A 14,417-nucleotide genomic window follows, 5' to 3' on the forward strand; every position below is an offset into this window, starting at 1 on the left:
CTCATGGACAAAAGCTGGGATATGGACGGATGGAGGTCAGATGGTCGGCGGAGCGCTGCCGCAGCGCTCGAAGTGCGCTCATCAGGCAGATGGCCGACAGCAAGCCGGTCAGGGCCGAGGCCAGGAATATGGCTGCCAGCAGACCTGAAAAGCCGAAAAAGGGCGGCAGGAGCGCCATCAGCGGAAAAAGCAGATACCCATTCTGCGCCAGGCCGATGGCAACCGCCGCTTTCGGTCTGCCCTGAGCCTGGAAGAGGATCAGCACCGTTTGCCGCAGACCGAACAGCAGAAGCGGAAGATGGGTTGAGATGATCGCTTGCCCCGCAATATCAATCACCGTGGGATCGTCGGTGAAGAATGAGGCAAGCTGTTCGGAGAAGGCGAGCGCTGTGAGCCCATAGGCGCCACTCACTGCACTGGTGACCACTGTCAGGATGCGCGTTGCCGACAGCACCCGGGCCATATCGCCTCGACCCCAGGCAAAGCTCAGCATCGACTGGGCCCCGAGTGAAATGCCGATGACGGGGAGCGTTCCCACGGCAAGCAGCCGCAAGGCAATGCCAACGCCGGCGATGCCGGCTTCTCCGTGATAGGTACCGGCGAGCGACACCATTGCCGCAATCGCGCCTGCGGTTGCGAGACTGGTCAGCGTCGTCGGCGCGCCCACGGCAAGAACCGCTCTGAGAGAGCCGATATCTCTCCACCGCCAGCCAAGCGTCAGCCTGACCGTTCCAAGCCGCCTGGCGTGGTAGGCGCCATAGATGCAAAGCGCGACGAGCTGGGACAGGATGGTTGCGATTGCAACGCCCTGCAGGCCGAGACCGAAGCCGAAGATCATGATCGGGTCGAGGATCATGTTCAGCGCAAAGCAGGCGACCAGCGTCCACATGCTGAAGCGGGCATTGCCCTCTGCGATCGCCAGGAAATCGAGAATGATCTGCGCCATCGTCAGCGGCACCGAGATCGCAATGATCATCAGATAATGCTGCGCGAGCGGCTGAAGGGCAGGCGTGGCACCGAACAGCAGCAAATCCGGAAATGCGACGATCGCAATAGCGCTGGCCGCGCCGAAGACGACACCGGCCGCAAGGCTGATCGAGGCGATGATGCCGGCCCGGGATCGGTTGCCGGCGCCGAGCATCCGCCCGACCTCTGTTGCGACACCGACGCCGATCCCTTCGCCGAAGGCGGCGATGAGCATCAGGATCGGCAGGACGATCATGATCGCCGCGATCTGGTCTTCCCCGATCATTCCGACGAAGACCATGTTTATCGTATGATGGGCGGCGTTGATCGACAGGCCGAACATGGCCGGCAGTCCGAGCCGAAGCAGCAGCCTGAAAAGCTGGGGACTGGCAAGGTCCTCCGGTGCGAGGCGTTGCCGTCTCCGGAAGCTGCCGCTTGCGTCGCTCATGTCGTTCATGATGCAGGCACCCAGAGACGGTCACCGAAGAAACGCTCGCGGCCGAGCATCACGAGCAGCGCCCGCTTGTGCGGAAAATCGAAATGCTTGACCTTGGCAAAACCGGAGCGATCGAGGTTGCGGATCTGCTGCTCGTGACTGGCGCGCGGCTCGCCGACGATGCGCTTGGTGCGCGGATCGTCGAGGAAGATGAAATGCATCAGCGAGGGAAGCCAGGCGCTGATCCATTTCTTGCCGCGATAATCGGGCTCGCCGATAGCGACATGCCAACCGCGATCATAGTCGTCGGCATCGTAAAAGGGACCGAGCCGGTTCTCCTTGGCCCAGTAGACTTCGAAATAGCCGAAGGGGATATCTGCGAAACTGCCGATCAGCGGCAGGACATGTGGATCGGCGATCCTCTCTTCCAGGATCTCCCGATGTTTGTCGATCGAGCCGGCATCCTCCCAGATCGTGTTGACCTGTTCGTCGTTCATCCAGCGATGAAAGACTGCAAGATCGGTCTCGGGATCGGCCACCGTGAAGGTGATATCCCGCTCCAGCCAGGGGATGAACCGCCTGTAGATGGTGCCCTTCAGCTTTGCCGGCCGGCGCGGATGATAGCGGCCCGCAGTCATCTCCTGCACGGGCGGCAGGGGATAGGATAGCTGCGGCAGCCAGAGCGAGGGCCACTGCCACAGGATCGCCGAATCGAGCCCTCCGCCTGCGTCCGCAATGTGTCCGGGAAGGCTTGTCTGATGCCCTTCGAAGACGACTGAGGTGATCGAGCGATCTTCTGCCGTCACCGCTTCGGCCGCCGCCATCAGAAGCTCCGGCGATTGAACCGGATCCCCATGGTAGAAGGTCACCGACGCTACGCCGGCCTCCACCTCGAATGCGGCTTCGTGGTGGCCATAGGCGGTCTTGAGGTGAATGAGATTGGGCGCGAGACTGACGTAGCTGCGCGACTGCAGAGCGCGCCTTTGTTTGGCGGCGTCGAAATCCATGATGTTCTCCTTGCCGAGTCGGGCCTTTGGCGCTGTGAGCATGAAGCGAGCTCTTGCGCCGATTTGGTAGAATGACGATCCATCTCCCGCCGAATTTAGGGATAAGCGAAGAAAAAAATTCTCATCAATTTTCTAAACTGCGGCCTGCCGGATCCGTCATTTGCGCATGACCATCATCACCGCAGGAGCTGCGAATGAATAATCTTGAGCCCCACGACGATCTCTGGATCGCCGTTATCGACACCGAGCGTCGCTACTCGGTCTGGCCGCAGGACAAGCGGATTCCCATCGGCTGGGAGCCCGCGGGTTTTGCCGGTTCGCGCCAGCAATGCCTGGCGCATATCCGTGAGGTCTGGGCGGATCCGCGTCCGCTCTCCTTGCGCTTGGCGATATCAGCAGATGCGCGTCTCTGAAACGGCTGGATGGCACGGATGAACAAGCAGATCACAAACTTTGCAGATGCCCACCCGACCGATGCGGCAACGGACGCGGTCTTCGAGAGCTTTCCACTGACGATCGCACAGAAGCGTATCTGGTCACTGGAGCAGATCGGCAACTACACGGTCTTTCCCGATCAGCTCATTGGGCTGCGATTGAGCCCTGCGGTCGACGTCAAGACGATTGCCGGCGCCTGCCGGGCGCTCGCGGCGCAACATCCGTCTCTCGCCATCCGCTTCCGGCGGCTTGCGGGCGGCCGCGTCGAGCAGTACCGCGGCACACCAAATGCTGTGCCGATCGAGATTGTCGGCGAAGGTGCTGTTCTTGACGAGCCGGATGCACTGGCCGCACAGAAAGCCTTTCGCGACAGACGCTTCGATCTTCTTGCCGGTCCGCCGGCGCGTGTTCAGATTGCCCTGCTGGCCGGCGGCCAATCGCTTCTGACGATCGTGCTTCATCCGATTATCGCAGACGACCGCGAGAAGTCGGTTCTTGCCGGCTCCCTGACGCGAATTCTCGATGGCAGGCCCGCCGGTGAGACGCAGCCGGCAGAAATCTTGGCCGGAACGCGGGAGGCTGAGTGGCTGCAGACGGAAGAGGCGCAGCAATCCCTCTCCTATTGGCGGGATACGATCGGTCTCGATTACGCAGCCTCGACCTTTCCCACCCGCTTCAACAGTGGTGGACTGGCAGGCGTGGCACGTGCTCAGCACGAATTTTCGATCGAGCCCGATCTCTGGGAAAAGCTCGAGCAGCATGCGCAGCAAAAGGGATATCCGGTCGAGCGCGTGCTTCATGCCGCCTTTTGCGCCCTGTTGGCACGCTATAGCGGCAACTATGCCTTGCTGACCGGGCTGCTCATCGCGCGGCCCCAGATGGAGCACCTTGCCGACCGTGGCCGTGCCGAACAGGTCCTTCCCCTCATCCTGTCGCTGACGTCGAGAAATTCTCTCGACGATGTCATTGCTGCGATCTCATCGGCGACCGAGGAGGGGCTTCGCCGGCTCGTGCCGCTGGAGCGCATCACGCAGGAATTGGTGGTCGACGAAGCGGCTGCCCAGGAAGCCGTGGTCAAGGCCCTGTTCGAATTCCGCGAGCCGTATCCGATCCCCGCGCACGCAACAAATCTGGAGCCACTGGGTGCGCGCGCCGACAGCGAGCTTTCCCTGGTGATCGAGGCAGATCTGAATGGGGCCGCATCCGGGCTGATCGATTATGCGCAGGATCTCTATGACAGCTCCCTGATTGCCCGTGTCTCCCGGCATTTCGGCCTTGTGCTCGAGCAGATCGTCGCGCGGGACAATGTGCGGATCAAGGATATCGAACTCGTCGGCAGCGGCGAGCTCGACTGGTTGTCTGCGCCCTACGAAGACGACGTCATCAACGATGACAGGCCGGTCTACGAGTTGATCGCAGCCCATTCGCGCCAGACGCCTGACAAGACGGCGATCGTCTACGGCGACGAGGAATGGAGCCATGGCTGGCTGGAAGCCAGCACCAACCGTCTCGCACATCGGCTGCGGCATCTCGGCGTTCGAGCCGAGGTGACGGTCGCCATCTTCATCAAACGCTCGCCGGAGGCCATCGTCGGGATTCTCGCGACGCTGAAGGCGGGCGGCGCCTATATCCCGGTCGAGCCCGACCACCCGCCGGTGCGCAACCATCACATTCTGCGCGACGGCGGCGTCAAGATCGTTCTGACCCACAGCTGGCTTCGCCATCGGCTGCCGGAAGAGCTCGACACCATTATCCTCGAACTCGACAAGATCGATCTCGACGGCGAGCCGGATACACCGCTTGATGTGCCGATCCACAAGGATCAACTCGCCTATGTCATGTACACCTCCGGATCGACGGGATTGCCGAAGGGCGTGGCCGTCGAGCACGGGCCGCTGACGCACCATCTGCAAAACACCTCACGTGTCTATGGCATGAGCTCGGCGTCCCGCGAGCTGCCGTTCCTGCCTTTCAGTTCGGATGGCGGGCACGAGCGATGGATGAACCCGCTGATGGAAGGCGGCAGTATCATTCTTCCCGATCAGCCGTTGTGGACGCCGGAAGAGACGTTGACGGCCATGCGCAAGCATGGCGCCAACAATGCCAGCATTCCCACAACCTATCTGCAGCAGCTGGCGGAGTGGGCCGATATAACAGATGGGGCGCCGCCGATGCGGCTTTACTCCTTCGGCGGCGAAGGGCTGGCGCAGCCAACCTTCGATCTATTGTCGCGGGCGCTGAAATCGGAATGGCTGATCAACGGCTACGGGCCGACCGAAACGATCATGACGCCGATGGTCTGGAAGGTGAGGGCCGGCACGAAATTCCAGGGGGTCTATGCTCCGCTCGGCCGTGCCGTCGGGCTAAGGCGGGTCTATGTGCTCGACCCCGACCTCAATCCGTGCCCGATCGGCGTCACCGGCGAGCTCTATATCGGCGGCGAGGGCGTCGCCCGCGGTTATCTCGGCAAGCCGGACACGACGGCGGACCGTTTCATTCCCGACCCGTTCTCCTCGGAGGGCGGCCGGCTTTATCGTTCCGGCGATCTGACGCGTTGGCGTGATGACGGAACCGTCGAATTCGTCGGTCGCGTCGACCATCAGGTCAAGCTTCGCGGCTACCGGATCGAGCTCGGCGAGATCGAAGCGGCGCTCCTGCAGCAACCCGGCGTCGGCGAGGCCCTTGTGGTTCTGCGCGATGACGATGCCGGCGGCGAAAAGGCGCTCGTTGCCTACGTCGTCCCGAAGAAGGACGAGACGCTTGACGTCGAGATGGTCCGCGCCGGCCTCGAACGCAGCCTGCCCTCCTATATGGTGCCGGCCGCGGTGGTCGAACTGGAAAAAATGCCGACCAATCCGAACAGCAAGCTCGACCGCTTTGCGCTGCCGGCGCCGCAACCGATCAAGCGCGCCATCGTGGAACCGGCATCGGCTCTCGAAGAGGAGGTGCTGGATGTGTGGCGTCAGGTTCTCAAGCTGGAAGCGATCAGCGTCGAGGACAATTTTTTCGCGATCGGCGGCAATTCGCTCGGGGCGATCCGCATCCTTTCGCTGCTCCGGCAGCGCCGGCCGAAAACCCCGCTCATCGTCGCCGATATCTTCAACAACCCGACCATTCGCTCCTTTGCCGGCGTGATGGAGCAGGGGGATCAGCGGGATCTGTCTGAGGTGATCGTGCTGCGCGCTTCCGGCGCCAAGCCGCGGCTTTATTGCTTCCCGGGGCTTCTCGTCAGCACCCGCGAATATGTGAAGCTCGTCGATTATCTCGGCGCCGATCAACCGGCGACCGGCTTCATTTGCCACTCGTTGTCCGAGAAGAAGGAAGTCGGCGCTCCGATCGAAGAGATTATCGAGAGCTACGTCGATTATATCAGGACGCATAACAAAGGCGCGCCCTGCTATTTCCTCGGCTGGTCGTGGGGCGGGCTTCTGGCCTACGAGGCCGCCCGCACCCTCGGCAACGAGGTCGACGTCAGGATGATGGCGATGGTCGACGTTTGCGACCTCGGATCGGAATTTGCGATCGGCGCCAAGCCGCGCTTCCGGCCGGGCGAGCGCGACGCGCTTCATAAAGATGTGCAGGCGTGGCTTGGACGAACCGCGATGCGTCCCGAATGGGACCGGCTGCTGTCGACGATGGATGCGGATACCTACGATCAGTTCCTGCGCTTCGTCGGCGACGAAAAGGATCCGCTTCCGAACGACGGGCCTGACATCAGTAGCCGCGAACATACGTTCTGGGTGCTGATCGACAATGCCCTGATCTTCCGCAAGCACCGGCTCGTTCCCCACGATGTGCCGATCTATCCTTGGGCTGCCGACGACAGCCTCAACCGCGGCCTCAACCTGATCGACTGGCGCCGCCTGTCGCCACGGGCGCGTGCCGCCGAAATCATTACCGGCACCAACCATCTGCATATGATCGGGTCTCCCGCCTTCCACTCAAGGCTTGCCCTGCGTCTCAAGGAAACAGAGAAGGATATCGCATGACCGTCGCTTTTGCCCGCAGGGATGCCATAAACGAGCCGCTCGATATCGCCGGCATTGGCATCGGCCCTTCCAATCTGAGCCTCGCCTGCCTGTTCGAGGCGGTGCCGGAGATCAGGAGCCGCTTCTTCGAACGGCGCGACTCCTTCGACTGGCATCCCGGCATGATGATGCCGGGCGTCGAGCTGCAATCGTCCTTTCTGAAGGACCTCGTCACCCCGGTCCTGCCGACCAGCCGCTGGTCGTTCGTCTCCTATCTGGTGGCGCACAAGAGGCTCTACGCCTTCCTCAACGCCAACTATGACGCCGTTCCCCGGCAGGAATTTGCACGTTATCTCGCCTGGGTCGCCAACGGCCTGGACGGCCTGCGCTTTGGAACCGAGATTCGCGACGTCGAGCACCGCGACGACCGCTTCTTCCTGCGGTTCGACAATGGGCAGGAAGAAGCCCGCAATCTCGTGATCGGCACCGGATCTTCGCCCTTCGTGCCCGACTGGGCAAAACCGTTTCTGGGCGCCGATTGCTTTCACAACAGCGAGGCCAAATCGCGTCTCAGTGGTCTCGCTGCTGCCCGTATCGTCGTGGTCGGCGGCGGTCAAAGCGGCGGCGAGGTCGTCGAAGCCTTGCTTGCCGATCCCGGTTCCATGAATGAGCTGACATGGATCAGCCGGCGTCATAATTTCGAGCCGATCAACGACACCCCGTTTTCGAACCAGGTTTTCTCGCCGGAATACGTGCAGGCCTATCTGAAGCTCGGCGGCGAGCAGAAGCAGGCAGCCTTGAAGAACTCGATCCTGACCAGCGATGGCCTGTCGATTTCGACGATTCATTCGATCTACCGCCGCCTCTATGCGTTGCGCTATCTCGAGCCGGGCACGCTCAACGCATCTCTGGCGCCCAATCGCGATGTGATCCAGATGGAGAGGAACGGCAATGCCTACCGGCTCATCGTCAGGAACCAATTCGACGGCGGAATCGAGGTGCTGCATGCAGATGCGGTGGTTCTGGCAACCGGCTACCGGTTCCGGTTGCCGGAGGCTCTCGGTTCGCTGGGTGAACGGATAGTGCTCGACAGAAACGGCTATCCCATTCTCAACGACGACTACACGATGCAGTGGACGGGGCCGAGGGGCAACCGGCTGTTCGCGCAGAATGCGGGCCGGTACTCGCACGGTATCGCCGACTCCCAGCTCAGCCTCATGGCCTGGCGCAGTGCAATGATCGTCAATACGCTTCTCGGCCGGCAGCATTTCGATGCGGAACCCGACAATGCGCAACTGGCCTGGGCGACGGAGACCGCTTCCGCAATGCCTCATCAGTTCCGGGCCGGTTATTCAGATGGCCTGCTATCGTCCTGAAATAGCCGTGTAGAAATGCCAGGGAGGCCGGATTGAGAGCAGGCAGCCAGCGCGACGACGTGCTGGCTGCCGCTTTCGATCAGACGGTGCTGCCATCGCCGATCGCGATCGCCGCCTGTTATGACAGGGATGCCATCTTTCCAGGAAAAGGCGATGTTGCAGGGATCCTCGCGCAGCCCGACGCCGAGTGCCTTCAGATGGCTCTCCTTGAGCGTCCAAAGTGCAATGGCCCCGCGCGCGCGTTCGTGCGCAGGCAATTGCGCGAGCCAGCGCCGTTCGTCTGCGCTGCAATAGCTATCCCATGCCGCCTCTTCGATCTCGGCGTCGGCACGCTCGCAGTCTATTCCGACGTAATCACATCCTGACGCGACAGCGACCGTCACCAGCCCGTCGGCATTGGCAAGGCTGAATTGCGGGCTATCACGCCTCTCAATTCTCAGCTTGCCGTGTTTGTCCGGAGACAATGCGACCTTGCCCGGCGCTGTCCCGGTATGCACGCTCAATAGCCGCCGCAAGAGATAGCGGCCGGCAATGAACGAGGCGCGATCCCGCTCGAACCGGTAGGTTGCTGCGCGCTCCTGTTCATCCTGCGAAAGCGACTGCAGCCAGCGGTTCCAGTCGCCTTCATTCCTGGAATACGGCCAGAGCGTGATTTCGATGCCGGCAGGTTGGTTTTCTGATTGCTGCATGGCTCCAATATCTGTCCCCCGGACCGATTGACAAGCAGTCAGGTGCTTGCCGACGTTGCCCCGCGGTTCGCCAATCCCTCAACTGCCCGAACTGAAGACTTTAGCGCAGCTTCTCAACGGCGATGGCAAGACATGTCTTGAACGCGGCAAGGTCCGTATAGAGTGCATCCGGCGGCGCGTCTCCGATGACGAGGACACCGCCGCGCCGCTCAATTCCGGCATGCAGCATCAGATTGTCGGCCAGGCCGAAATCCTCGATCGCAATCCCGTTCGGGTCTCGCAATCGGCCTTCCGCATCATAGGCGACGGCGCCGCCATAAAGATCGCTCACGCGTCCGCTGTGGTCGCGGGCCACATTCGTGTAGGCGAAGACCGGCTTACCGCTTGCGCACATAAAGCCGAGTTCGAAGGCCGTCCCCGTATCGGCGGCAACGCCGCGAAAGGGCGTCAGATTGGCGATGATCGCATCAGCCTGCATCATCATCTTCTCGTCCACCGCGTTGATCGCCGCGGCCCGCTCGCGCTTCGAGTTCGTCTGCGGGATTTCCAGATCGCCGGGCGAGAGCGGGAGAAGTCCCGCCTCACGGGCAAGTGCCGCTTTGCGGTCGAGGATTTCACGGGCATTGGGAAGGAAGACTTCCGGACCGGCGAGATAGACTTTTTTCGTCATGAAATTGCACCTGAAAGGGATGGGCTCGGCAACCAAAATATCTTCCCCGCTGTAGCGCGAAGAAGGATTTCAATCCAGTGGGCGAAACCGCCCATGCCCGGTTGCTTAAGCACACTCAGCGGAAAAGATCGGGAAGTTCCGAGCGTGCAATGTCCCGCAGCCTGATCGCTTCCGCCATGTCTATCGAGCGATAAGGAGACCGTAGACGGGTGCCCACGGGTCCCCAATTGCCGATGGCAGACAACAATTTGTCGAGAGCGGCGTTCGAATAGCCGAATTCCTGGCGGAAGGGGACGATATGCACGTCCATGAACGCGCGGATGCGCCGTTCCAGATCGAGTGCGGCATCGATATTGGTTTGCATCGATGTCGTCCAGCTCTGCGCACCGCGGGGGCTAAGGCAGGCGACATTGGAAAAGGAACCGGCCGCGACGCCCTCTTTGATGCCGGTTGCGAGATGATGACCGGGAACGAAAAGCGACAGACCGGAAAGATGCCGGCGCGCCTCTGCGTACCAGAGGCCGTCGCCGTCGGCGAGCTTGATGCCGATCACGTCAGGGGCGGCCGCACAGACCGCGCCGAGTTCCTTTGGCGTCAGCACGCGTTTCGCATGCGGCGGATTGTAGAGGATGAGCGGAATTCCGTCGGCAGCATTGGCAGCGCGATTCAAGAAGTCGATCGCTTCGGCATTGGTGAGCGGCCACCAGTCCGGCAATATGACCTGGATGGCGCGGGGATCGAGCGCGGCGGCACGGCGGATGCGGTTGAGCATGATCGATGGGTCCGGTTGGCAGGCCCCGATCACGAAGGGGGTTGAAGATGCTTTGCAGCGTCCAGCCAGCATCTCCTGGATCCTGTCGAATTCCTCCTCCGTCTGATTGTGGAATTCTCCTGCCGTGCCGTTGGAATAGATGCCGTCGACGCCGGCCTCGGTGAGGATGTCGATCTCCGCGGCGAGCTTGTCGAATTCGATGCTGTCGTCGGCCGCAATCGGCAGAAGCAGGCTCGCCCAGTTTCCGCCGATGGCGGCACGCGGCATCTTTGCGTTCATCTGTTTTCCCCAATGAATGACGGATCAATCGAGGTCGTCGCGGATGCAGACCTTGAAGTGGCCGGGCGCGACCTCACGCAATTGCGGAACGGCGCCGGCGCAGGCCTCGAGAGCACTCGCACAGCGCGTGCGAAAGACGCACCCGCTCGGCGGATTGGCCGGACTTGGAATATCGCCTTTCAGGATCTGCCTGTCGCGACGGGCATCCGGATCGGGCGATGGGATCGCCGAGAGCAGGGCGCGCGTATAGGGATGCTGTGGTCTCGCATAGAGATCGGCGCTCGGCGCGATCTCCATGATACGGCCGAGATAGAGTACGATCACCCGGTCACAGATATATTCGACGACGGCGAGGTCATGCGAGATGAACAGCATTGTAAGGCCAAGCCGCTGCTGCAGGTCGCGCAGCAGGTTGATCACCTGCGCCTGGATCGACACGTCGAGCGCCGAAACCGGCTCGTCGGCGACGATGAATTCGGGCGACAAGGTCAAAGCGCGGGCGATCCCGATGCGCTGGCGCTGACCACCGGAAAATTCATGCGCGTACCGATTGATCGCCTCGGCAGGCAAGTCGACCTGGGCCAAGGCCGACAGCGCCCGATCGAGCCTGTCGCCGACGCTGCCGATCCCCTGGATTTTCAGTCCCTCCGTCAGGATTTCGCCGATCGTCATGCGCGGCGACAGGCTGGCGAAGGGGTCCTGGAAAATATACTGCATGCGCGGCCTTTGCCGTCTGAGCGCCGAGGCCGAAAGCGTAGTGAGTTCCGTTCCGTCAAAGCGGACGCTGCCGGAAGACGGTTCGACGAGCCGCAGGACGGAACGCCCGATCGTGGTCTTTCCGCTGCCGGATTCGCCGACAAGCCCGACGACTTCACCCTTGCCGATGTCGAAGGAAATACCCTGAAGAATGTTCGGTCGCGTGCCGCGGGAGGTATAGTGTTTCGAAAGGTCGCGGACGGAGAGCAGCGGTGCGCTCATCTAGATCTCCTGCCACCTGATGCAGCGGCTGCGGTGCTGCGGATTGACCTGTTCGAGCCCAGGCACGACGGCGCGACAGGCGTCGATCGCGAATGTGCAGCGCGGGGAAAAGGCGCAGCCGCTCGGCATGTTCATCAGGCTCGGGACCATGCCAGGAATGGCGGCGAGCTTTTCGCCGGCCTGTTTCATCCGCGCGGCGTCGCCGAGGCGAGGCATGGAGGCGAGAAGACCCATGGTATAGGGATGCTTCGGATTGCGGAAAACCTCGCCGACCGGCCCTTCTTCGACGATCCGGCCGGCGTACATCACCGCGACGCGATGGGCGATTTCGGCGACGACGCCGAGATTGTGGGTGACGAAGAGCATGGCCATGCCGCGCTCACGCTGCAATTTGAGAAGCAGATCGAGAATCTGCGCCTGGATCGTCACGTCGAGCGCCGTGGTCGGCTCATCGGCGATCAGCAGCGCCGGATCGCAGGCGAGCGCCATGGCGATGGTGGCGCGTTGCCGCATGCCGCCCGAGAGTTCGTGCGGATATTGGCCGGCACGGCGTCGCGCGTCCGGAATGCCGACGCTTTCAAGGAGCGCGACGGCTGCGTCCATCGCCTTCTTGCGGTCCGCCCCGCGATGGACGCGGAGCGGCTCGGCGATCTGGTCGCCGATCGTGAAAACGGGATTGAGGCTCGACATAGGCTCCTGGAACACCATGCCGATGTCGTCGCCCCTGATCCTGCGCATGCTCTCTTCGTCGAGGCCAACAAGATCCTGGGCCGCGCCGCCGCGCGTCGTCAGGCGGATACTACCCGCTGCGATCGCACCGATGCCGCGGGTGAGCAGCCGCATGACCGACAGGCTGGTGACAGACTTGCCGGAGCCGGATTCGCCGACGAGTGCCAGCGTCTCGCCGGCGGCAATGCTGAGGTCAATATCGTTGACCGCCGTGATCTCGCCGCCGCGGACGCGGAAGATCGTTCGCAATCCCCTGATGTCGAGTACGGGTTCGGCGGTCTGTTCCATCAGCCGTCTCAGTTCAGCAAGCCGGTCGCACGCAGGATCTCGTCGATCCGCGCCGTTTCGGCATCGTTCAGGGAGGCACGCGGCCGCGGCATGACGGCGGTGTCGATGATGCCGAGGCTGCGCATGGCAGCCTTGAAGGCGCCGATGCCGGCGGCGCCGCCGCTGACGCGGCTCTGTGCAACCCAAACGATTTCGAAGAGGCGGCAGAGACGCTCCTGCTCCTTCCTCGCGGCGACCCAGTCGCCGCGCTGCGCGGCATCCCAAAGGCGGACATAGCCGTGCGGATCGACATTGGCGATGCCGGGAACGACGCCGTGGGCGCCCATCAGCAGGGCGTTGTCGACGACGATCTCGGAACCGGTCATCAGGAAGACGTCCTTGTGTTCGGCAAGGTCGAGAAGCGCATAGCGGAAGTTGCCGTCGTCGCCGCTGGAATCCTTGAGGCCGATGATGGCGCCTTCCCTGGCAAGCGTGACGACGGTCTGGCGCTGCAGCTTGACGTGAACGCAAACGGGAATGTCGTAGGCGACCAGCGGAACGTCCACCGCGTCTCTGACATAACGGAAATGATCGACGATCTCGGACTGGCTGGTGACGGTATAAAATGGTGCCGTCACCACCACCGCGTCGGCGCCGGCGGCCTTTGCGACTTTTGCATGGGCGATGACGCGATCCGTGGTCGGATCGATGACGCCGACGATCAGCGGCACGCGGCCATTCACCACCTTGGCCGAATGTTCGATGATTTCGCGCCGGGTCTTCTCGTCATGGAAGATCACCTCGCTCGTCGAGCCGAGGACGAATACGCCATGGCAGCCGGCACCGATCAGATGTTCGAGCACGCGTGTATAGGAAGGATAGTCGACGGTAAAATCCGGATTGAGCGGTGTTACGACGGGAGGGACGACCCCCTTGAATTTGGTCATTTTCGCTTCTTTCGATTGTCAGTTCAGTTCGGCACGCGGGTCGAAGGCGTCTCTGAGGCCATCGCCAATGAAGTTGATCGCAAGCACGGCAAGGATCAGTGCGGTGCCGGGGAAGAGCCATTGCCACGGATATTGTTCGAGCACGGCCGTTGATCGGGCCGCGTTCAGCATGTTGCCCCAGCTAGCCGCCGGCGGAGCGATGCCGAGGCCGAGGAAGGACAGGCCCGCCTCTAGCAGGATGGCATTGGCGATCTGCAGCGTCGCATAGACCACGAGGATATCGATCGAGTTCGGCAGGCCGTGGCGGAAGAGCAGATGTCCGATGCCGGCGCCCATGCCGCGGGCGGCCATGACGAAGTCGCGCTCACGCAATTCCAGCAGCCGGGAGCGGATCATGCGCGCAAGCAGCGGCCAGGAGAGCAGCGAGATGACGAGTACGGTCGGCCAGATGCCGGTGCCGGCAATCGAGGCGAGCACAAGCAGGAAGATGACAGGCGGCAGCGTCATCACCAGATCGACGAAGCGCATCGAGACGGCATCCGCCCAACGTCCTGCAAGCGCCGAGATGGCCCCGAAGAGAAAGCCGATGATCGCGGAAAGCGTGGTCGATGCGACGGCGACCAGAAGCGAAATCCGACCGCCTTCGAGCACGCGCGCAAAGACATCGCGACCGACGCCGTCGGTTCCGAACCAGTGCTTTGCCGTCGGGCCGCTGTTCATCGCCAGAAGATCGATGTCGTTCGGCTGGAAAGCCCACCACAGCGGATAGGAGAGGATCAGCAGCAGCATCGGAAGAGCAATGCCGACGCCGGCAACGGCGGCGCGGTTGAGCAGAAAACGGTCGAAAGCGCGGGCAAGTGGCCCCGGGCTGCGGCGTTGCGGGGAGCGTGCCAGCATG

12 protein-coding genes are annotated in these 14,417 nt (G+C 62.2%); 3 read left to right on the forward strand and 9 right to left on the reverse strand.

The window, feature by feature from the left end:
* Position 1: 1 nt before the first annotated feature.
* Both NE851_RS33005 and NE851_RS33010 read right to left on the reverse strand, forming a co-directional pair.
* Entirely contained in the window at positions 2 to 1,423 is a 1,422-nt protein-coding gene (locus NE851_RS33005) for an MATE family efflux transporter (RefSeq protein WP_254962617.1), read from the reverse strand.
* A complete protein-coding gene (locus NE851_RS33010) occupies positions 1,420 to 2,409 on the reverse strand; it encodes a GNAT family N-acetyltransferase (protein WP_097543318.1) in 990 nt (329 codons plus the stop codon). The genes NE851_RS33005 and NE851_RS33010 overlap by 4 nt, the downstream gene beginning before the upstream one ends.
* Positions 2,410 to 2,603: 194 nt before the next feature.
* Here NE851_RS33010 and NE851_RS33015 point away from each other — a divergent pair, with 194 nt between their 5' ends.
* From NE851_RS33015 to NE851_RS33025, 3 genes are read left to right on the forward strand one after another with little or no spacing between them, the layout of a single operon-like run.
* The gene (locus tag NE851_RS33015) at positions 2,604 to 2,822 is read left to right on the forward strand and encodes an MbtH family protein (protein ID WP_028759240.1); all 219 of its coding nucleotides are present in this window, start codon (positions 2,604 to 2,606) and stop codon (positions 2,820 to 2,822) included.
* A gap of 18 nt (positions 2,823 to 2,840) precedes the next feature.
* Positions 2,841 to 6,833 carry a non-ribosomal peptide synthetase gene (locus tag NE851_RS33020; RefSeq protein ID WP_127430833.1) on the forward strand — a complete coding sequence of 1,331 codons (3,993 nt, stop codon included), beginning with the start codon at positions 2,841 to 2,843 and terminating at the stop codon, positions 6,831 to 6,833.
* Positions 6,830 to 8,188, forward strand: a complete 1,359-nt coding sequence (locus NE851_RS33025) for a lysine N(6)-hydroxylase/L-ornithine N(5)-oxygenase family protein (RefSeq protein ID WP_127430832.1) — start codon at positions 6,830 to 6,832, stop codon at positions 8,186 to 8,188. Before NE851_RS33020 ends, NE851_RS33025 begins: the two co-directional genes overlap by 4 nt.
* On the opposite strand, the gene NE851_RS33030 is transcribed toward NE851_RS33025, so the two are convergent.
* The 7 genes from NE851_RS33030 to NE851_RS33060 all read right to left on the reverse strand — a co-directional run bounded on the left by NE851_RS33030 (position 8,161) and on the right by NE851_RS33060 (position 14,416).
* Entirely contained in the window at positions 8,161 to 8,877 is a 717-nt protein-coding gene (locus NE851_RS33030; protein WP_097543319.1) for a 4'-phosphopantetheinyl transferase family protein, read from the reverse strand. The genes NE851_RS33025 and NE851_RS33030 overlap by 28 nt on opposite strands.
* 100 nt (positions 8,878 to 8,977) lie before the next feature.
* Complete coding sequence (locus NE851_RS33035; protein ID WP_047616932.1) at positions 8,978 to 9,547, reverse strand: nucleoside 2-deoxyribosyltransferase; 570 nt, start codon at positions 9,545 to 9,547, stop codon at positions 8,978 to 8,980.
* Between the two features lie 115 nt (positions 9,548 to 9,662).
* Entirely contained in the window at positions 9,663 to 10,598 is a 936-nt protein-coding gene (locus tag NE851_RS33040) for a dihydrodipicolinate synthase family protein (protein ID WP_097543320.1), read from the reverse strand.
* Between the two features lie 24 nt (positions 10,599 to 10,622).
* Positions 10,623 to 11,576 carry an ABC transporter ATP-binding protein gene (locus NE851_RS33045; protein ID WP_254962618.1) on the reverse strand — a complete coding sequence of 318 codons (954 nt, stop codon included), beginning with the start codon at positions 11,574 to 11,576 and terminating at the stop codon, positions 10,623 to 10,625.
* Positions 11,577 to 12,593, reverse strand: coding sequence for an ABC transporter ATP-binding protein (locus NE851_RS33050; protein ID WP_063474056.1), 1,017 nt, complete (start codon positions 12,591 to 12,593; stop codon positions 11,577 to 11,579).
* A gap of 8 nt (positions 12,594 to 12,601) precedes the next feature.
* A complete protein-coding gene (locus tag NE851_RS33055; protein WP_097543322.1) occupies positions 12,602 to 13,519 on the reverse strand; it encodes a dihydrodipicolinate synthase family protein in 918 nt (305 codons plus the stop codon).
* Positions 13,520 to 13,537: 18 nt separating this feature from the next.
* Positions 13,538 to 14,416, reverse strand: a complete 879-nt coding sequence (locus tag NE851_RS33060; protein WP_097543323.1) for an ABC transporter permease — start codon at positions 14,414 to 14,416, stop codon at positions 13,538 to 13,540.
* Between the last annotated feature and the right edge of the window lies 1 nt (position 14,417).

Source organism: Rhizobium anhuiense bv. trifolii (genome assembly GCF_024346605.1).
Classification (GTDB): domain Bacteria; phylum Pseudomonadota; class Alphaproteobacteria; order Rhizobiales; family Rhizobiaceae; genus Rhizobium; species Rhizobium anhuiense.

Bases quoted from the DNA above. Each gene is read 5' to 3' on its own strand.
- NE851_RS33050 (WP_063474056.1), bottom strand. From the start codon at position 12,593: ATGGAACAGACCGCCGAACCCGTACTCGACATCAGGGGATTGCGAACG.
- NE851_RS33015 (WP_028759240.1), top strand. From the start codon at position 2,604: ATGAATAATCTTGAGCCCCACGACGATCTCTGGATCGCCGTTATCGAC.
- NE851_RS33005 (WP_254962617.1), bottom strand. From the start codon at position 1,423: ATGAACGACATGAGCGACGCAAGCGGCAGCTTCCGGAGACGGCAACGC.
- NE851_RS33020 (WP_127430833.1), top strand. From the start codon at position 2,841: ATGAACAAGCAGATCACAAACTTTGCAGATGCCCACCCGACCGATGCG.
- NE851_RS33010 (WP_097543318.1), bottom strand. From the start codon at position 2,409: ATGGATTTCGACGCCGCCAAACAAAGGCGCGCTCTGCAGTCGCGCAGC.
- NE851_RS33060 (WP_097543323.1), bottom strand. From the start codon at position 14,416: ATGCTGGCACGCTCCCCGCAACGCCGCAGCCCGGGGCCACTTGCCCGC.
- NE851_RS33025 (WP_127430832.1), top strand. From the start codon at position 6,830: ATGACCGTCGCTTTTGCCCGCAGGGATGCCATAAACGAGCCGCTCGAT.
- NE851_RS33055 (WP_097543322.1), bottom strand. From the start codon at position 13,519: ATGACCAAATTCAAGGGGGTCGTCCCTCCCGTCGTAACACCGCTCAAT.
- NE851_RS33045 (WP_254962618.1), bottom strand. From the start codon at position 11,576: ATGAGCGCACCGCTGCTCTCCGTCCGCGACCTTTCGAAACACTATACC.
- NE851_RS33040 (WP_097543320.1), bottom strand. From the start codon at position 10,598: ATGAACGCAAAGATGCCGCGTGCCGCCATCGGCGGAAACTGGGCGAGC.
- NE851_RS33030 (WP_097543319.1), bottom strand. From the start codon at position 8,877: ATGCAGCAATCAGAAAACCAACCTGCCGGCATCGAAATCACGCTCTGG.
- NE851_RS33035 (WP_047616932.1), bottom strand. From the start codon at position 9,547: ATGACGAAAAAAGTCTATCTCGCCGGTCCGGAAGTCTTCCTTCCCAAT.